This is a genomic window from Methylobacter sp. BlB1 (genome assembly GCF_015476545.1).
GTDB lineage: Bacteria > Pseudomonadota > Gammaproteobacteria > Methylococcales > Methylomonadaceae > Methylobacter.
Window position 1 is genome coordinate 17941 of the sequence record NZ_JADMKV010000047.1, and the last position, 19588, is coordinate 37528.

Consider the following 19588-nt stretch of genomic DNA (forward strand, 5'->3'; position numbering starts at 1 on the left):
TTGGCAGAACGTAAACTTTTCGTCTGGTGATCCGCAAGTTTAGCTAACTATTCTGCACTTAAGCACATCAAATTCACTTGGCGGAGGTCATCCAAAAATTCCGACGGCACATCGCCGCTGGTCACTAACAAATGATCCCTCGCCCGAGTACAAGCTACATAAAGCAAATGCCGCTCGGTGTTATACACTTCTTCGAGGTCAGCATCATCAGTGACTGTTTCAATGCGTTCTTGCGAAGGAATTACTTCATCGTCGCAGGCCATCACTACAACCGCCCGAAACTCCAGTCCTTTGGCGAGATGCATGGTGCAAACCGAAACATAACCGCTGACCGTTTCGACATGCTCATCAAGGATTTTAAAGGGGAGTTGGGAGTGTTCAACTGCGGCGATTGCTCTATCCAGTTCGTTTTCAGAGCGGACAAATACCCCGATTTCATGAGGTTTGATGCCTTCAGACGCCAGCTTTGCAAGCCATTGTCCAACGGATTCTATTTCACCTTCTGGTGTTTCCAACAATTGAATGGCCGGCTGAGGACCATTAAAAACGGAAACGGTACTACGACGGTCTTCGGTATTGCCATCAACATCGGATAATTCCGGTCCGAGCAAATGGTCGGCTTGCATTCTGATCTGGTGCGAAGTGCGATAGTTGATGTGCAAGGTTCGAGAGCGCCCGCGAATATCCACGCCAAGCGCTTTCCATGAAAAAGCCTGCTGAAAAATCCGCTGCCCCAGATCGCCCGCGAAAAACAACGCATTGGCTCGATCACCACCCAGTGCAGACAAAAAACGTAACTGGGCGACACTCACATCTTGCGCCTCATCGATAACTGCAAAATCAAAAGGAAAGCGTTTCTGCTTGGAAAAATGCTGCGCCAATTGTGTGAAAACAGCGGCATGAGTCAGCAAGTGGCGTGCATTTAAAGCAGTTATTACCTGCTCGAAGACCGCCCAAAGCTGTTGCCTTTGGGCTTCGGGCAACCGCGTCTTTCTGCCCAGCCGTTTGACGTCGCGATAAGCCTCCCAACTGTCCAGTTGCCAAGCATCAACGACTTGTTGCCATTCGGAAAACAAAAAGGTCTGGCTGAACTTATTCCCTTCAACTTGCTTGGATGCCGTGCTCAATAACTCGCGTATCAGGTCGGCAGTCGCTAGTTGGCATTTGCCAAAATTGGACTCATAAAGACGTTGCCCGATGCTGTCTAACGCATGCACTTCCAGTCGCTCGGCCAATCGCGGCTCTTGACTAATCAGTCGCTTCACTTTATTGCGTAAGGCATTGGCCAATGTCGGCGAGAAAGAGGTTAACAAAACCCGTGCCTCAGGATAACGGCGGGTTAAATAGACAGCGCGATGCAATGCGACGATGGTTTTTCCGGTACCGGCCGAGCCGGAAACACGCGCAGGGCCTTTGAATTCGCGCTCCACCCACTGACGTTGCGCCGGATGCAAAAACACTGTCCATTTATCCCAAGGGAAATCCAATGCCTGTGCCAGTTCTTCGGCATTTGCCATGATTCGGAATCGTCGCAAGGCGTCCGGATGTTGGAAGGGATCGGTAACAGGCTCGGCATATTCCGCAACCGAAGGTGTTTTTCCAACCGCCAAATCCAGCACGGCTTCTGCTGCCTCCGCAGGCAAATGATCAGCCAGCTCCAGAATTGAGTCTTCGTCAGCAGATCGGATGTCTCCCAACCATTCCTGGGGTACGCCATAACCCAACAATTGATCATCGGAATATTTGGTAAAGAGCAGCGGTTTGGCTGGCTTGGCAATCAGGGATTCGATGTATTTCGGAACGACGACTTCCTCGACCCGCTCTCGAATCTCAACGATCTGCGCGGCCCCCGTCTTAGGGTGGGTTTCCAGCTTGCGACGCTCCGCCCAGGCATAAGCCTTATCGTGATGATCGACGTAACACAGCAGCAAGCTGTTTTGGGTTTTATGGACGATGATGCGGATGTCGGTATTGACTCGAACCGACCAGAAGCTCTTGTCTTTCGCTCGATCCAGTTTATGAAAACTGAAGCCAGGATTTTCCGGATTCAATTGCAAATCGAAAGCAGTAGTTTTAATGGCTTTTTGTTCTTCTCCGGTGAGTTTGCTAAGGCTATCGGTGAAGGTGTCGGCGATGCGAAAATTCATTATTTAATCCGCCAAAACGCTAATAAGCATTTCCTTCAAGTCAAGTGCAATATTATTTAAGCTTTCAGCATCCAATATAAGAGATTCCCTAAATACATTCTGAGGAATTTTGTTTTTTAACTGTTTGAAAATAAATTTACCTTTTGCCCCTCTAAATAACCTACTTTGGAAATAGTCCCAGATTTCATCATTACTTGGACTTCCGCCGGTATGTTTATATATTTCATCATTGTGAGCAGCCCTTTGTTTATTAAATTGCTCACGGATTGGAGTGGAATGTTGAGATAAAATATCCTCAATATATGTATCGGCTTCTTGTTCCGAACATCCTGCATAATTTATTAAAAAGTCAGGTTCGCAAAAATATGCTTCAACATCTGATATTTTTGGAAACCATAGGTATGCTCCTACTGCAGAATATTTCGCCTTCAAAACTTCAATTTCATCGTCAGTCAGAGAATCTCTATCACGATGAATAACAATTTTGTAAGCTCCTCCTAGAGCCTCGGCAAGCACTTTGGCCTGCGATGGGGTTGGTATATGGGAGTAACCAGTTCCTGGATAAAACGCTACATTCCTTTCAATCTCATGCCATTGCGACACAATTTTTTGCAAAAATGAGGTATTGGAATCTTCGGAGACTAAAATTATTTTTTTTCCAAAAGCTCCCCATCCCAAAGCCAATTCAACTTGTTGTCTATTATGAGAGCCCACTTCTCCATCATTTAGCCAGTATACATTTGCTGATGCCGGAGCACCTCGCACAATAAATGGAGAGTGTGTGCTCAGTAGAATGCGAAGATTTCTGTCATTTGCAATTCTCGCTAAGACTTTAACAAGCTTACTTTGTGCTGTTGGATGTAAGTGTATATCTGGCTCATCAACTAATAAAATTCCTGGCTCGAAAAGCAATATATAAGTAAATATTTGTATCAGTTGAAGAAATCCAGTTCCAATTAGCTCTAATGGCCTAGTAGTACCATTTGTTTCTACGTGGCATGAAATAAACAGATCACGCTCGTCATCATGGTGAACATTGATTTTAATTGGCCCAATAATTTCTTTAATCCACTTTTCTATATGCTCAATGTTTTGTTGATTTCTAAGTTTAAGAAGAAGTAATGCATTCCGTAAAATAACATTAGAGTCACCATAGGAGCATGATTTAAGAATGACTTTTCTAGCTCTTTTTTCTTCTTTGTTCGGGATTCCTGAAATTCCAGGTATATAAGCAGAAAAAAACCTTTTCTTTTGCCTTAAAGTATTTGATAGTGGAATTGGAACTGTACCGGTAATCGATATGCCTGCATTTCTTGCCGATCTTAGTGTGCATGAAGAAATTGACGTTCCTCCATTCGGCATATCAAACGATAATTTGACTTTTGATGACGATGATCCTGCAACATTTCCCCACTGGCTTTTGTGGCCGAGTGATTTGTAATCATCCGTAGGTAGATAATCTAAGTCATCGATACTAATTGTAGATGTTTTATGTAGTTCAACACGATCAACTTGTCGAGTTACGCAACAGGCTAGATGGATTGCTTGAAGTACTGACGATTTACCAGAACCGTTACATCCAACGAGGATATTAATGTTAGATAAATCGATCGAAACTTTTTTGATTTTCTTAAAGCTTTCAATTTCTAAGTTTTTTAATAACATCAATTCACCCTAAACACCTTCATCACCTCGTCCCCGAGATGATTAATGACCTTCACTGCAATTCGCCCAGATTTGGGTTTATCGAAAGGCCTTGATGTATCGCTGTTCAAGGTTGCCCAGGCTTCTTCGTTGATTTCGGCTTTGAGCGTTGTCTTCAATGATTTGTAAGGATCGTTAGCTCCGAGGAAATAGGCGTGGCGGACAAAGAAACTTTCTTCGTTGTAGTCGGTGTCGATGAACCAGCAGGCGATGCCTTCGGCGCCGTCACTGCGGACTTCGCCGGTGTTGGGGTGAAAGACGTCGACGCCGTTGACTTTGACTTGAATCTTGCCGTCTGCGGCATCGAGGATGTCAATGTCCGGTTCGCCGAAGATCACGAACAAGTTGCCTTTGCCGGTGTTTTTCAGGTCGTCGGCCATGTGCAGGTCGGCGTTCATGCGAGCTTTCAGTACCGGGATGCGGCCGAGTTTGTCGAATTCCGAGGAGTGGGCGTCGTAGTTGAAGGCGCAGGCGATCAGCACATCAAAACCGGCATCGCCGGCTTCGCGAGCGGCGGCGACCAGATCGGGGCGGGAAACAGTACCGAATTCGGGGCCGATGAAGATTGCGGCGCGCTTTTCGATAAACGATTCTCCATAGCCTGTTCCATCGGCTTCGCCGGCTCCGCCCGCGTGCCCTCGTCCATATCCCGTGCCGTCAGCACGGCCGGCTCCGTCACCATCACTTAAATAACGTCCCTCGGCGCAAATCAATTCGCCGGGCCAGGGCGACAACGCGGTGAACACAATTTTGTCCTGTTTATGCGCCTGCTGGACGCCGGCGGTTTTCAGGTTTTCCAGAATCATTTGCACGAAGTCGCGTTCTTCGCGGTACTCGGCATTTGTTTCGGCAACGCCATCGACCAGTTCGTCGTTTTCATCGACGGTCAGCACCCGGTGCGGCGACAGGCTTTCGACGGTGAAGGGTCCTGCGACGCGGACTTTTTTCTTGTCTTCGTAGGGTTTATCGTACAGGTATTCGAAATCAGCTTTGGCGGCAATCGAGGCATCGATTTCCTGTTGGCGGCCAATTCGTTGTTGCCACCATTCGGCATGTAGTTTGATTACGGCCTCCGGCCATTTTGGATCGGCATCGCGCGGAATTTCCCATTCCTGCCATTGTTGGTCCAAAGCTTGATTCAGTTGTTCGCGTAGCGGTTCCAACTTTTCTTGAAACTTATCCCAGATGACATCGATCTCGACATTATTGGCGATGGCTTTTAACGTGATGTGCGGCACGCGCTCGTAAACAAAGCCCTGGCGAATGTCGTTGCGAGTGGGTTGGCTGGAAGGCGAGGAACGGGTCAGTTCGGCTTCCCTGCGTTGGCCTTCATAGCTGTCGGCGAGCAGGTAGTAAGGATAGCGTGCGCCCATGATTCGGGCACGGGCCAAAGCCAGTGCGACGCGGGAAGTGTCGATGGTGATCCAGCGGCGGCCCCATTGTTCGGCGACATAAGCAGTGGTGCCTGAGCCACAGGTCGGATCGAGCACGAGGTCGCCGGGGTCAGTGGTCATTAGAAGGCAACGCTCAATTAATTTTGGGCTTGTCTGAACTACATAAACTTTTTCGGAAGCAAATCCACTTACGCCAGTATCAGTCCATTGATTATTTATGGTTGCAACAGAATCATCCATTAAAAAACCAACATATCGCACACTTTTGCCAATTGCCATTAGACGATTAGCTTTTTTCAATCGTTCTCTTCCACCGGGACTATGTGTCCAATATCGGCCATTAGGAGGAAGAAAAGATTTGCCCTCAAATTCAAAAGGGATGCGGCCAAGACTATATGGTTTATTACTTGAAATGTCTGAGCTTCGAAATGGGGCTCCTATTTTAGAAGCCTCGCCGGAATTGATTTCAAGATCAGTGAGTCTTCGTCTTGTTCCATCTGATAACTGTACATGGTAATACTGGCCAATTTCGTCAAATCCCACTCCTTTAGATCGAAAAAGACGTCGAAACTTCGCCGTACTAGAATCCTTTGCATACCAGAGCAGAACGTCAAACAATGAGGGCAATAGCGAATCCGTTTGTCCGGCAGTTTTAGTTGATGCTATTTGCGCAACAAAATTTGCATCCCCAAACACCTCATCCATCACCGCCCGAACGCGATGCACATTTTCATCGCCAATCTGCACAAAAATCGAGCCGGAATCGGTCAATAAATTCCGCGCCACGGTCAGGCGGTCGCGTAAATAGGTTAGATAGGAATGAATGCCGTCGCGCCAAGTATCGCGAAAGGCTTTCACCTGTTCCGGTTCGCGAGTGATATGGTCGGTGTTGCCGTCTTTAACATCGCGGCTGGTGGTGGACCATTGAAAGTTGGAATTGAATTTGATGCCGTACGGTGGATCGAAATAAATGCATTGCACTTTGCCACGCAAGCCTTCGCGCTCTGCCAAGCTGGCCATCACTTGCAAGCTGTCGCCCAGGATCATGCGGTTGGTCCAGTGGGCATCGTGACGATAAAACTCAGTTTTGGCGTTGTCGTTGGGCAGGCCGTTGAAGTCGGAGAACAGGTCGATTTGATCGGGCTCCGCCGGTTGCTGACTTTCGGTGCGAAGCAGCAGATCGTCGATCAATACCTTGGGATGGACTTTTTCCTGGATATACAGCGGCGGCGCATGGACGACCAAGTCCGACCAATCCTGTTCGTCCTTGCCCCGCCAAACCAGTTGCGGATCGAGGTCGCGGTTACGCCGTTCGTAAGCCAAGCGAATCGGGCTTTGCTCGTCCTTGGCCATCACCGATTGGTATTCGGCGGTGGGAATGTTCTTACGCGTGGCTTCGTCGTGCGTCAGAGTTTCGACGCTAAGTTTAGAATCGTTCTTGTTTGGGATTTTAACTGCCATTACAGGACTGCCTCGAGTTGCTCATTGCTGGCTTCATCGCTCGCGTCGTCATCTATCTCGGTTTCATTGGTACCGTGCTCCTGCACCACCGCCTTATCCATGGCTTTGGCGACCAATGTGGCCAATGCATGCATACGGGCTTCGAAAAAAGCTGTGAAATTATCGGTACGTAAATGCTCAGGCTCGATTAAATGCGTCCGTAATAGGTTATCTAATGTTTCGGAACTGAGGCCGTGTCTATCTTCGATTCGTTTGAGGTAAACGGAAGGCGCATCACCACTGATCAGGATATTGGAGTATTTCGAAAGAGGGGTTTTGTTGATGATGGAATTGAAATCATCGGGAGGAATGCCGTTTTTCTTGCACCAGGCTTGGGGAAAGATATGGTGAATGTCGATGCGATCATTGAAAAATGTCATCAAATCCGCACCTCGGCCGGTGATGAAGTCCTCACAGCCCTGCTTCATCATTAACGCATGCAAGCCTTTATAGGCAGCGGATAAGCGGGAGCGTAGCGATTTCAAGCGATCTCTTTGAAATAGGGCTTCATCCAATGAGCGAGGTCTGGGGCCATTGTTGGCTATCCATTCGACTAATTCAGGCACATCGCGGGCAAGACGAGATTCCGTGCTTGATCCATAGAGTTCACCGAATGTGATCGACCAAAACCATTGGGCTAATTTCTGTTTGGCCGATGCCGTTTGTGCATTATGTCCTAATATGGCAAATGTGGATGCCAACCCCACGATCAACGGAGGATAAGGAATGTCTCTATGCCAAATGATCTTGAGTTCGTTAAGAAAACTGCCTGCTTCGATAAAGCCTGCTTCTAAAGCATCGGCATACTTTTGATAGGCGGGAAGTGGGAGACCTAATAATGCATCCCGATTACAGCTTATTTGTGGGATGTCTTTGCCGGTCATGCCATCGGCAATCTTTGCCAAACGGTTGTCACGCGTATGCAGCAGCGTGCAGCCTTGCAGAAAATCAGTACTGGCAATTTGACTGAGCACGTCGCGCCGGTTTTCCAGGCCTGCCATTCGAGCTTTGCGGCCGGGTTGAAGCGGTTTTGGAATGCCATTCCAATCCTCACGTAAGTCAAAATTACCTGCCGCATAAATAGCTGTAACCAGTTCAAAGGCATCCAGCTTTTTCCCGCCAACGTTAACCTTTTCGAAGACCAAGCAAATCGCTTCACGCGTATTGGTTTTATCCAGCCGAATAATCGGCATTTTGTAGCGATCGATAGTGTCCAGCACATCCCTATCTAAACACTTTTCCAACTCGTAGATGTCGCGTCCTTTGTTACGCCAGTAATCTCGCCAACTATAAATCCAATCTTTTCTTTCGAACACCTGATTAAGCGGAAACATATCCTTTTCGAACTCCGCATTTTGTGTCGATAAGTCCAAGTCAATGGTTTTACCAAAGTCTTTACGCACAACTTTGTCTGCCGGCACACCGATGATCGCGTCTTCTAAATCGGCTGTACCGCTAACGGCTTTTTTTATGTCTAGATAGTAAAAACGTTCGACAAAGGTATTTCTGGGGGTGCGTGTCCGGACGGGGGCTTTGGCGTAGGTGGATTGATAAAGAGACGTCATGCGTTGCTGACCATCCAGCAACAAATCTTCTGGAGCCACTGGTTTGGCTTCTGCGCCAGTAATAAATCGCGCTTTGAATTCAATGTGGCCACCAGTTTCAAGCGTCAATAGCGCGCCGACAGGGAATCCTTTGGCGATAGAAGCCAATAGGCTTTTGACATCTTCATCACCCCAAACGTAATCTCTTTGGAAGTCAGGTAATTGGAGTTTGCCTTGGTCTATTTTTTTTAGGATGTCCCTGATATCTTCCTTGGTGGTATCAAACATTGTTTAGTATCTCTTGAGTTGGATGCGTTGTGGCGCTCGAGATGAGTTGGTTGAATGCTTCTTCCACCTTGGCTTCAAATTCAGTCTCAATTTGATAAACCTCGGTAAATTCAGCAAAAGCCCAGCGGCCAAAGCTTTTCAGATTATTTATCCCCGGTATCCAGTAGGTTTCCATGGTAGCCTTCTTGTCTTTGGCGTCTTCACGACGGTAGCCTTTGATTTCGACGATGAGGTTCAGTAAGTCATCGTCACCGTGCCCATCATCGACCCGAACGATGAAGTCCGGCAGATATTTGCGGGTTTCCGATCCATAGCGGTAAGGCACTTCCAGACCCAGGCTATGATTTTTGACATAGGCTTTGACCTTAGGGTGTTTTTCCGCCACACGGCAGAATTCGGCTTCCCAGTCACTGTCCAGAATCACCCAGTTGATATGGCAACGGTTGACGGCCGTTTCCCATCGTTCGGTTTTCGAGGTGTTAAAGCTGACATGGTTAGTTGAGCCAACAGGATTGTAAGGATCGAGTACCGCTTTAATCGGACGAGTGCCTACCAGAGAACGCGTGATAGCAGCGGTGATGCGTTCGCAAGCCATATCGGCCAGTTCCTGATACATCAATTGCGCAGGATAAGTGCCGCCTTTGCAAACCAGACAGGTATCGAGCCATTGCTTGGTGATGCGCTTCAATTGGCCGAACAGATGGAGTTTAGCTTCATCTCCGGGATCGCGCCATTTGGTGTAGAGCAGACGCTGCGTTAAATGAAATAGTAGCGTCGACATCCGCATGTCGCAGGTATGCACTAGGTTAAGGTCCACCGATTCGCCGATAATACCGGCGTTTTGGGTAACTGAAGGTCCCACCAAATCGGGGGTTAATTCGAGGATGGAGTCTATATTGAATTCTGCCGTTAACCGTTCTTCAGGCAATTCGACGCGATAGCCTTGCACTCGGGGAAATTGAATTTCCAGGTGATCGCGTTCGGGTCTGACGGCTTTGACGTGCACCGTTTGCCGGGGTGGTTGCGGTGGGGCAATCACCGGTTTAGCGGTAAAGTCGAACGGTATGCCGAGTACGTCGGCATACTCCACGTTAAACCGGTTTTCTTCATTGAGTTCATAAGATTGACGACGCAAGGCGCGGCCAATCACTTGTTCACAAAGCAATTGGGTGCCGAAAGCCCGTACGCCGAGTACATGAGTTACCGTATTGGCGTCCCAGCCTTCGGTTAACATGGAAACGGAAACCACGCAGCGGATCGACTCGCCGAGACGGCCTTCCCTGCCGACGGTGTTCATCACTTCGCGCAGTAATTCCTGATCGGAAAGATTCTCGGCTTGTTTGCGGTCGCCGGTACGCTCAATGATTTCACGGCGGAAGCGTTCGATTTCGTCGCTCGCCATCTTGCGAAAGTTGTCGTCCAGGGCTTCTCCCGATTCTAACTGCTCGCTATCGATCAGCAGGGTATTGGGACGCGCAAGCTGGTTGCCGTAATCATCAAAGTTTCTAAATAATGAGAGGCGGCCATTCTCCAAACTGGTTGAACCGTCTTCATTTTCCCGATGAAAACCGGAAATATAGTCGTAAACCAGTTTTGACGTACTGGTGTTGTTACACACTACGATAAAACATGGAGGGACTTTGATGCCGTTGTCTTGCCAAAGTTGGTAAGTTTTTTCGTAATGACCATAGAGAGCTTCCAACGCGGTTTGCAATTCGACCGGAATGCTTAATGGATCTAATGACTTGCCTTGGCCGCGGCCTTTTTTGGGCATTTTTTTGCCGATGTGTTCCCACAGATTGCGGAATTTAGGCATCACTTCGCCGGGGATATTGTCGGCAACCGGCACACGCGGCAATTTGACGATCCCGCATTCGATGGCATCCATCAAGGAGAAATCGCTCATCGCCCACGGGAACAAAGTGCCTTCTACATAACCGGAGCCGCTCAGAAAAAAGGGCGTTGCCGATAAGTCCACAACCCGTTGCCCCCCTAATTTACGGTTAACGGTTTCCAAACCCGTAATCCAGAGTCGTGCAGCTTCGTTGTTTTTCTCCGCCTCTTTTTTTTCGTCACCCTTAAGCTCTTCATCATCATGATTAGGTTTTTCACGATAACAGTGATGGGCCTCGTCGTTCAGCACCATGATGTTTTTCATGCCCATCAATTCCGGCATGACGCGTTGTAGCATTTGGCCTTCGGTCTCAGAAGTATTGAGCGCATCGCCGCCGCGACCTTGCAGCAGCGAACGCCCGCCTTTGGAGATTTCCAATCGCTCGCGCAGCTTGAAGGCGTGATAATTGGTAATGACGATTTTGGCCCGCTCAATATCGCCCAGCATGTCGTTGGGGACGATTTCCCGGCTTTGATAATAACTGTCCGGATCGTTCGGTTGTAGCACACGTAAGCGATCGCGAATGGTTAAACCGGGCGTGACAATCAGAAATCCACGGGAAAAGTTTTTGCTATTGGAACGACGTACAGCGTTGACCGTTTGCCAAGCAATGATCATCGCCATAACCGTGGTTTTGCCCGCGCCAGTCGCTAGTTTCAACGCTAAACGCATTAACCCGGGATTGGCGTTTTGGTTGGCAGCGTCCAAATGCTGTAAGAATTTCTTCCCCGGTTTTCCGAGCTTTGGCGCCACTTCCGTCAGCCAGATACAGGTTTCCACCGCCTCAACCTGGCAAAAGAAAGGGCGGACACCACTAAAATCGTGTTGGCGCCAATGTCGCAGTAAACGGGCTGTTTCGGGCGTAACTAGCCAATCTGAAGAATTTGGGAGTCTCCGCCAATCATCGATGTACTGACGCAATTCATTAATAATGGGCGTTGGGTCGTAGCGCTGCTCGCGGGTGGAAATCGCGTCTGAGGCTTCAAAGTCGAAGAGTTGTTTTTGTTCGGCAGAAGCTTTGACCTTTTTGGGTTTCGGAATGGGGGTAATAAATTCCGCTTTTCGCCGATGTTCAATAATTTGTTGCGTTGGCTGCCCTTTGTCATCCAACTCCCAATGTCTTGATGGATATGAATAAGGGGAGTTTAGGATGGGTTTACTGAAAAATGCGTTTTCCATATTTTTATTTTTTACAGCCAACTTGATGTAAACCGATAGGGGTTTACAAGAAGTGATGACACTTGTGCTTACATTCAGCGCATGCAGGCTATCAAGTTGTATGATCTAACGTTAAAACTATAATGCGAGTGTTTATATATGTCAAAAAAAATGGCATATAATGAATCTCATGATTTCTTTCCGGCCAAGTGATAATTCATTGAAATGGGATACCCGACAACGTTTGGCGTTATTGGAAGCGACTGCTTTGTGGGAAGGCCGAGTAACGACGGGGAGTTTGATGCAATTGTTCGGTATTTCACGCGGGCAAGCGTCTAAGGATTTTACGCTGTACCGCCAATTAGCTTCAGGGAATTTGTATTACGATCCTCAGCAAAAGGCTTATTTTCCGTGTAACAATTTTACCCCCCGCTTTATGAGAGGGTCCGCAGAGGAATATTTTCGCTTAGTCGAAGCGGGAAGTTGTTTAGGACAGTCAGTCGTATTGCCTATTGTGCCTACCGGCATCGGCGTGGAATTACTGTCCGCTCCCGAACGAAAACTAGATTTCCCGGACCTCCGGCTGATTCATCAAGCCATACGGGAAAAACGGCAAATCAAGGTTTGCTATCAATCGTTAACCAGTCCGGCTAAATATCTGACACTAGAGCCACATACGTTGGTATTCAACGGATTTCGCTGGCATATTCGCGCCTTTAGCCGTGAACACGAGGACTATCGAGATTTTGTCCTAGCCCGCTTTATTTCCACCCCAGAATTAGGCGAAAATGCGGCATCCGGAGTCAATGACGACGTGGATTGGAATCGCTTTGATACATTGATCCTGACTCCTCATCCAGGACTGAGCCCCGAACAACAAACGGTCATTGCCGATGATTTTGGCATGGTGAATGGGAAGTTGCATCTGAATGTCCGACGAGCCTTAAAACTCTATGTCTTACGCATGCTGCATCTGGATGTGGAGCATGATGATCCCAAGGTGCAGCAGATTGTCTGGCTGAATCGCGGCGTCTCGGCCGATGACACCCTAGGGGCAAACCATGATTAATCCTCGCAGCCTCGTCCGTTCGCTCGATAGGCATTGGGAGATTATCGAATACTTAGTTGCGTTGGGCCGTGAGCATATTGCCTTTGAGCGGGACGAAATCGTGTCACTATTGACTAAAGTCTATCCCGAGAACAGCCGTGAACAACGCTTGGAACGCTTGCAGCAATTGGTCAATAACGAATTGTTGATTGCGATGTCGCACAGCGACAGTTTACAAATCAACGAGGCCGTGAGTCAGTTTGTCAGCGCTTTATTGCACGAACATGAATTGGGGTTATCCGAGATTCTAAAAGCGAGGATCGTTGATATTCAAGCGGGGTTGGACCAATTGCAACTCGCGATGGAGCAGCGGGATATGGCCGCCTTGCAAAACGGGGCAATACGAATCGACAAACAGCTTCGACAAATTCTGCAGCAACTTGATCAAGACAGTCATGCTATACAAGGCATTGCCGAACGGGCCAAATCCAGGGATGAACGGATGCCTTTAGAGCAACGCTATCGTGAGGTCTTGGATGCTTATGACCACTATGTGCTTCCGATGGAAGAACTGATGGACACCGGCGCAGGCGGCAGCTTTTATCCCTTGCTGGAACGCGCCGAGAAGGTACTCGAAAACTTGGCTCAGGCTATGGCCATTCAGGGCGGTTTGTATAGCCATCAACAGATGCTTCGCCAAGTGATGTTCCGAGTGAAAGACGTACGCCATAACGGGCTGCAAGCATTGAAAAAATGCACGAATACCTTGATGCCTTTGCGCGAAGAAGTCCGCCGGCATAACCAGTTGAGTACGTCGATCGGCAAATTGTTGGGTCAAGTCAGAAGAAAAGGTTTAGAGCGTACGTTCCCCCTACAGCGTTTGCCGGTTTGGCGTAAGGAACGTACGGTTTCCGTTGCAGTTGGCCCTGAACTTTTGGCGTTGATGGAACAAATACGTGGTTATCAAGCTAAATCCGTTGATTTTCCCGAAGAAATCTCTGATCAGTTGCTGGTTGCTATTGAACAAGTGGATGACGAAGCGATCCGCCGGCATCTTTACGCGAGCTTACCTATTCCGGATTTGATGACCTGGCTGATGCAGCATTACGGGAATTACCAGGATGCCACCTTATTGAAGCTTTATCATAAATTGATTCGTTTACCCGACATTAATGCCACGCCGAATGAACGCGCCGCCCGCGTTGTGCTAAAGCAAGTTGCGATTGCATTACATAGCCACGTGCTGGAGACGGCATGACCCTTGATTTGAAGCAATTAGCCCAATTGCAAACCTTATTTAAAGCCTTAAGTTCTGGGATACACATCAATCGACTGCAAGATACCGAGCTCTGGATGGATTTAGAAAAACACTATGCCGGGTACGAAAGTCTGTTTTCTGCCTTGGGTTTTGCCTTGGTAATGGATGGACGCGGATTTGCGTATTTCAAGACTGAGCAGGCCAGTTCCTATACCGGAAAGTTAAGCCGTCGTTTAGCGTTATTCTTAATGCTTTTGTTCGAATACCAGGCGGATCAGGGACTGCATTTGTTTCAGTTTCAACAATGGCGCGTTGACGGGCCATTATTAGAGGCACTAAGCCAGCACTATCATGCCCTATTGGAAGCCGAAGAAATGGCCAGCGCCCAAGCCTTGAGCGAAATCCTAGATCGCGCGGCCCGAGTGGGTTTTACGTTGTTTGAGGATGGCAGCTACTGGCTGTTGCCGGCGGTTCACCGCTATCTCGATCTGTTTGAGGAGTTGGCGCAAGCAGACAAACCTGATCTGGATGAAACCGTCACGGCGTCTTCACCCCTCGATGCATTGGGCGATCTTGAACAGTCCGAGGAAGCCTTATGAGTTTGGGCCAATATGGTTTTCAGAAACTGGTATTGCTGAATAGCGCCGGCTACAGTCGCGCGGAGCTCCCGTTGGACGATTCGGTATCCATCGTGGCACCGAACAATACCGGTAAAACGAGTTTGATCAATGCCCTGCAGTTTTTATTGATCATCGATCGACGCTTAATGGACTTTGGGGCGCACACTATCGAAAGCTCACGGAAGTTTTATTTTCCTGATAATAGCGCTTACATTCTGTTAGAAGTGCTGTTATCAACGGGCATGGCTGTGATTGGCTGCGTCGGGAAAGGGTTGAGCCACGATTACGAATATTTTGCTTACCAGGGCGGGCTAGATATCGACGACTATCGACTGGACAATGGCAAATTGGTCACTCAACCCAAGTTGATCGAGAGACTGTTGGAGCGAGGCAAATTAGCGAAGATTTATCAGTCCGGAGACCTACGCTCGTTGTTGTACGGTAACCGGCAAAAGCAACGCTCCGATGATCTGGATTTGACGATTTTCCCGTTGGAGTTTACATCCCAGGCCGCAACTTATCAGCGTATCCTGACCCGGACCCTACGCCTGGATAGCCTAGACAGCCGCCAAGTGAAAGAGTATTTGCTGGAGATCTATAAAAACGAATTGCATGACCGAAGCGTCAACTTCAAGGACGAATGGGACAAGTCATTTGCTGATGTCAATTACGACAAGGCGCAGTTCGATGCGGTATCCCGTAACCGCACTCGCATCCTCAGGATGGAGGCCAGCCAGCAAATCCGAAAGGAACTGAGAGGTAAACTTATCCATTGGCGACCTTTGATCGAAAAAGGACTGACCGAGTGGGAAGTGTATTTCAATCGTCAAAATCAAACGCTTCAAGCTGAAGCGGAACGGTTGGCAGGCCAATTAAAGCTTTTAGCCGAAAGGCAGAAATCTATTTACCGGGATCAGGCAAAAACCGAGCTCGAACTAAAACAACTGGAAAAACAGGAAGAACGCTACCAAGAGCTAACCCGCCAGTTCCATTTCGTTCAAGATTTAGCCCAGTTAGTAGCACAGTTAAACAGCTTGCAAGCGAGCCGTGATAATTTAATCGCGCGTCTGAAAAATGCCGAGAACCAGCCCAACGCGAATACGCTTCGGCGTCATATCGTAAAAGGCCAGCATGAAATCAGGCAATTGGAGCAACGGCTCTCCGCCATCGACAACAATCTGTATTTACAATTACAACAGTCGTTGCCGACGGCAAGTTTCCATGCGATGGGCCGTTTATTGGCGGCTCCCGTCCTAAGTCTGCCAGTCACCCAAGATGGCACAGTCAAGGTAAGGGATGAAAATCAACTAAAAGCATTTGGCAAGGAATTAGCTGAGCATCTGAAAGAAACTGTTTTGGAAGTGGCAGGACTATCAATCAACTTGGCATCATTGGAACCGAATTTACAGATTAAGACCGTTGCCGAACTACAATACGAGATCGAAGAGTTACAACGTCAACGAACCGGCTGGGAAACGACGCTGGCTACGGTGGAACACTACGAACAAGAAAAAGCAAAAGTCGATGAGCTTGATCAAAAGCTCGATCAACAACGCAAGGATATCGAGCTTTACCAGGAACTGACGGCCTTGCAGGTATCGGCGCCCGATCGACTCCAGCTCATCAAGAATTCGAAGGAACAACTGATTACATTAGCGGAAGAAGACAAGTCATTAGAAAAAAGAAAGCTTGAAACCGATAATGCGTTGTCGGAAGTCAAAAAAGATAGTGAAAACCTAAATAACAGGCATAAACGCGTCCATTTCGCACGGCAACAACGCAAAGATCATGAGCCCCCGTTTAACTTCCTGGATCAATTGCCGAATGTGCCGTGGATGGATCATGCGCAGTTTGAAATCGATCGATTAGCCGATCGGATTGAATCTTACAACCAGGATTGTCAGCGGTTGAAGGAACTGGATAAAGAATTGGCCGGCGATTTGAATGTGTTGCGACATGACGGTATCAACAAATTTGAGGCACAGGAAGGCCCGGAACAAGAATTACAAGCACTGTTCAATTACACAGCCCAACTCAAACAGGAACAAGCTGCAATTGAGCGTAAAGCCCGCTCTGCGGTGGTACAAGTGGCGGCTATTTTGCGCGATTTGCGTGATAGTTTAGAAACTTTAAAACGCCGAATGTCGGACTTTAACCATAAGATCAATAAGCGCCCCTTATCCGATCTCAAGGTTTTCAAGATCGAACCGCGTGAAGAGGAAGCGATTGTAAACGCCATCCGAACCTTGATTTCGACTTCCGAACAAGTCGAGTCAGGGCATTCTTTTGATCTTTTCGATCACAATACTGTACTGGATGATAAGGAGCTTAATAAAGCCAAGGATTTATTGATCAAACAGGGCGAGAAACTCGGTAGTTTGAAAGTCGAGCATTTGTTTCGTTTGGTGTTCGTCATCGGCAAGCAGAACCAGAATCCGGCCGAGTTCGAAGAGTTGGACAGTGCCGCGTCGAACGGCACGGTTTTAATGGCCAAGTTAATTACCGGTTTAGCCATGCTCAATCAAATGCAGGATGACAGAAAAAGCATCAAAACCGCTTGCTATCTGGATGAGGCCGCCTCATTGGATCAGCGCAACCAGCGAAACCTCATCCAAACCGCCGCCGAATTCGGTTTTTCTTTGATATTTGCTTCACCGGAACCGCAGATTACTGCTCGTTATTGTGTGCCGATTGGGACCGTCAGCGGTAAAAATCATATCAGCCGACTAAATTGGCAAATCCTGGAACCCTTGGAAAAGGCTTTACCGTGAACGCTTTATCTGATGCCATCCAACGATTATTAGATAGCCCAGCAGCACTTCCATCATCCAGCTTTTCCTTGCAACAGCGTAAGGCTTTGGAGACATTTTCAAGCAGCACCCGCCTCATTGAAATTGCCAGGCAAGGACGAAGTACGCTTTATAGGGTCATTAACCCCTTGGCGTTATCGAATTATTTAGCGCAACTGCAACCCGTTTCCGAAACCGATCTTCCGCCCGATCTACCGGATCGTAGCCGCAATGTGGGCATCAATCGCAGCAGTAAAAAAGGTAATTCTACTCACCAATCCTACTACCTGTTGATGAAGGCCTGGGCCGACGGGGTCATTTGGCAAGATGAGAGAACCACATTGGATGTTACTGCTGCCACAAGCAAATTTGGTATTGCGGCATTACGTTTAAACGCGGATCAATCCTGGCGATGTAATCGGACTTTGCTATTCGTGGAAAACCAAGCGTTATTTGATCGCAATGACTGGCTCGACAACGATTTCAATGGCTGTCTTATTTATTACGCCGGGCAACTCCCAGAGTTTTTTTTACAATGGTTATCCGAATGTTCTCGTAGCCCGCAGGTGATTTTGTTTCCGGATTACGATGGCATTGGATTATCCAACTATGCGCGCCTTGCCAAATCTCTTCATGCGGAAACTAAACTCGATTTTTATTGGATGCCTAACTGGCAGGACAAGCTCATGAAATACGGTGATAAGGAAATATGGTCCCGTACTAGCATTTTATTCCATAACGCCTATAACCAACTTAAACTGTCAAATTTAGTAGATAAAGATCTAGAGCAACTTGCGGAAATTTCACAATATCACGGCAAAGCCTTAGAGCAGGAAGCCATCTGGCTGTGACCGGTGATGAAGTCCGCAACCGACTCGCCTTCACTGTTTTAAGCTTACCGCTTAACCCACGCCAAGCAGATTGTGGATATTTAGCGGGTTATTGTTGAATTCTTCTGAGTCAGCGGCAGAAAAGCCGTTGAAACATCTCCTGTTCAACGGCTTAGTTCAGATCAATTCGAATTTATTTTGTACAATCTCGGTCTTCCAGGCCCCTCGATTCGTGGTGGCAGGATTTCACCCCGACCGAAGGTTCTACCGTTGCCGGGTGTCAACAGGCGCGCATAGTGATCCACTTTGATCAAATAGGCTGCTGCCTGTTTTAGATGCTTGATTTTTTCGCCCTCGCTATAATGGATCATCCCAATCCCGCATTTAAAGTAATCGTCTTTATGGTCATTGCAGTTCCAATAAACACCTCGCCCCGCCGTTATAGGGTAAATCCAATACTCACCTACCCTCATCGCTAGGTAAACATCATGTTGGACTTTAGAACCATCGAAAAACAGGATCAAGTGATAGTGGTAACCTTTATCCGGGCCATATTCGAGTGACCAGATATGGCCCACCTTGTGTTCAAAAAGGCTGTTCATCTTGGCATTATTAAATAAATGCTCAAAGTCATGTTTCGCCTCCCAATATTTATTCGCCACGTCGACCTGGCAGGTGATATGGTTACCTTGGTGATAACCCAAATCCACTCTGATCACTAGTAATTGGTAATAATTATCAAATAACGAATCGATATAAGCCATTAATCCCTCATAGTTCTTTTTGGATGCGCGGTTAGCGTTATAGATCAAGTTTTTAAATTCAAAGCTCTTTATTTCTTGTCTGATCTGATCGAGGCAGACACGCATCCGCGTCATCACGTCCAGCACCACCTCGTAATCGAAGCCGATCTGATAGTGATCGTTCTGTTTTTTCAGGCTCTCATGATGAAGGATACTCTCCGCTAAATTACCGTTGAGCACGTTTTTAAAGAACACGTTGATATAAGGATTAAATTGATGAATCGGAAACTGCTGAAGCAGCGGATAGATGTAGTCTCGAATGGTGAGGAATATCATATTCGCTAATGGCGTCGGTATGACCTGTACCCCGCCGTTACCTTGATCGATAACGGTATAGAGAGGATCATCGGGTTGATTAACGATCGTATGGGTCAGTTGTTCGATATGGAATAATTGTTCAGATAATGTGTTCATAAAAACCTCTTAGTTAATAAAAAGATTTGTTTATGAACTTGCACGAATAAGACAATCGATAACTTTAGGGGGATTGTTTTAGGCAATCCCTCTGTGTCTCTAATTATCTTTGAAAACAACCTAGTTACTCTATCAATGAACAGTAAGCGTCCAGTCCGACCATCTGTGCTAACGCCGCCAAACCAGTCATCCTTATT

At 47.6% G+C, this 19588-nt stretch carries 12 protein-coding genes; 5 read left to right on the forward strand and 7 right to left on the reverse strand.

Going from position 1 to position 19588, the window contains the following annotated elements; genetic code table 11:
* Positions 1–47 precede the first annotated feature (47 nt).
* From IT781_RS15875 to IT781_RS15895, 5 genes are read right to left on the reverse strand one after another with little or no spacing between them, the layout of a single operon-like run.
* A complete protein-coding gene (locus IT781_RS15875) occupies positions 48–2147 on the reverse strand; it encodes a 3'-5' exonuclease (protein ID WP_194971158.1) in 2100 nt (699 codons plus the stop codon).
* Between the two features lie 3 nt (positions 2148–2150).
* Positions 2151–3812 (reverse strand): ATP-dependent endonuclease, encoded by a 1662-nt coding sequence (locus IT781_RS15880; protein WP_194971159.1) that lies wholly within the window; start codon positions 3810–3812, stop codon positions 2151–2153.
* A complete protein-coding gene (locus IT781_RS15885) occupies positions 3812–6706 on the reverse strand; it encodes a site-specific DNA-methyltransferase (RefSeq protein ID WP_194971160.1) in 2895 nt (964 codons plus the stop codon). The genes IT781_RS15880 and IT781_RS15885 overlap by 1 nt, the downstream gene beginning before the upstream one ends.
* Positions 6706–8577, reverse strand: a complete 1872-nt coding sequence (locus IT781_RS15890; protein ID WP_194971161.1) for a DUF262 domain-containing protein — start codon at positions 8575–8577, stop codon at positions 6706–6708. The genes IT781_RS15885 and IT781_RS15890 overlap by 1 nt, the downstream gene beginning before the upstream one ends.
* Positions 8570–11650 (reverse strand): BPTD_3080 family restriction endonuclease, encoded by a 3081-nt coding sequence (locus IT781_RS15895; RefSeq protein ID WP_194971162.1) that lies wholly within the window; start codon positions 11648–11650, stop codon positions 8570–8572. The genes IT781_RS15890 and IT781_RS15895 overlap by 8 nt, the downstream gene beginning before the upstream one ends.
* A gap of 160 nt (positions 11651–11810) precedes the next feature.
* On the opposite strand from IT781_RS15895, the gene IT781_RS15900 reads away from it, so the two are divergent.
* The 5 genes from IT781_RS15900 to IT781_RS15920 all read left to right on the forward strand — a co-directional run bounded on the left by IT781_RS15900 (position 11811) and on the right by IT781_RS15920 (position 18195).
* Positions 11811–12698, forward strand: coding sequence for a WYL domain-containing protein (locus IT781_RS15900; RefSeq protein WP_194971163.1), 888 nt, complete (start codon positions 11811–11813; stop codon positions 12696–12698).
* Positions 12691–13935: a hypothetical protein gene (locus tag IT781_RS15905; RefSeq protein WP_194971164.1), complete on the forward strand. Its 1245-nt coding sequence runs from the start codon at positions 12691–12693 to the stop codon at positions 13933–13935. The genes IT781_RS15900 and IT781_RS15905 overlap by 8 nt, the downstream gene beginning before the upstream one ends.
* Positions 13932–14534: a hypothetical protein gene (locus IT781_RS15910; protein WP_194971165.1), complete on the forward strand. Its 603-nt coding sequence runs from the start codon at positions 13932–13934 to the stop codon at positions 14532–14534. The genes IT781_RS15905 and IT781_RS15910 overlap by 4 nt, the downstream gene beginning before the upstream one ends.
* 803 nt (positions 14535–15337) lie before the next feature.
* Positions 15338–17326 carry a hypothetical protein gene (locus IT781_RS15915; RefSeq protein ID WP_194971166.1) on the forward strand — a complete coding sequence of 663 codons (1989 nt, stop codon included), beginning with the start codon at positions 15338–15340 and terminating at the stop codon, positions 17324–17326.
* Positions 17323–18195, forward strand: a complete 873-nt coding sequence (locus tag IT781_RS15920) for a hypothetical protein (RefSeq protein WP_194971167.1) — start codon at positions 17323–17325, stop codon at positions 18193–18195. The genes IT781_RS15915 and IT781_RS15920 overlap by 4 nt, the downstream gene beginning before the upstream one ends.
* A gap of 161 nt (positions 18196–18356) precedes the next feature.
* Here the strand turns inward: IT781_RS15920 and IT781_RS15925 are convergent, their stop codons facing one another.
* Together IT781_RS15925 and IT781_RS22455 are read right to left on the reverse strand one after the other, a co-directional pair.
* Positions 18357–19391 (reverse strand): inovirus-type Gp2 protein, encoded by a 1035-nt coding sequence (locus IT781_RS15925; protein WP_194971168.1) that lies wholly within the window; start codon positions 19389–19391, stop codon positions 18357–18359.
* The coding region (locus IT781_RS22455) for a hypothetical protein (protein WP_228779204.1) at positions 19388–19588 on the reverse strand (201 nt) is incomplete at its 5' end. The genes IT781_RS15925 and IT781_RS22455, both read right to left, overlap by 4 nt.

Coding starts and splice junctions, on each gene's coding strand:
- IT781_RS15895 (WP_194971162.1), bottom strand. CDS start 11,650: ATGGAAAACGCATTTTTCAGTAAACCCATCCTAAACTCCCCTTATTCA.
- IT781_RS15880 (WP_194971159.1), bottom strand. CDS start 3,812: ATGTTATTAAAAAACTTAGAAATTGAAAGCTTTAAGAAAATCAAAAAA.
- IT781_RS15885 (WP_194971160.1), bottom strand. CDS start 6,706: ATGGCAGTTAAAATCCCAAACAAGAACGATTCTAAACTTAGCGTCGAA.
- IT781_RS15890 (WP_194971161.1), bottom strand. CDS start 8,577: ATGTTTGATACCACCAAGGAAGATATCAGGGACATCCTAAAAAAAATA.
- IT781_RS15875 (WP_194971158.1), bottom strand. CDS start 2,147: ATGAATTTTCGCATCGCCGACACCTTCACCGATAGCCTTAGCAAACTC.
- IT781_RS15900 (WP_194971163.1), top strand. CDS start 11,811: ATGAATCTCATGATTTCTTTCCGGCCAAGTGATAATTCATTGAAATGG.
- IT781_RS15910 (WP_194971165.1), top strand. CDS start 13,932: ATGACCCTTGATTTGAAGCAATTAGCCCAATTGCAAACCTTATTTAAA.
- IT781_RS15905 (WP_194971164.1), top strand. CDS start 12,691: ATGATTAATCCTCGCAGCCTCGTCCGTTCGCTCGATAGGCATTGGGAG.
- IT781_RS15925 (WP_194971168.1), bottom strand. CDS start 19,391: ATGAACACATTATCTGAACAATTATTCCATATCGAACAACTGACCCAT.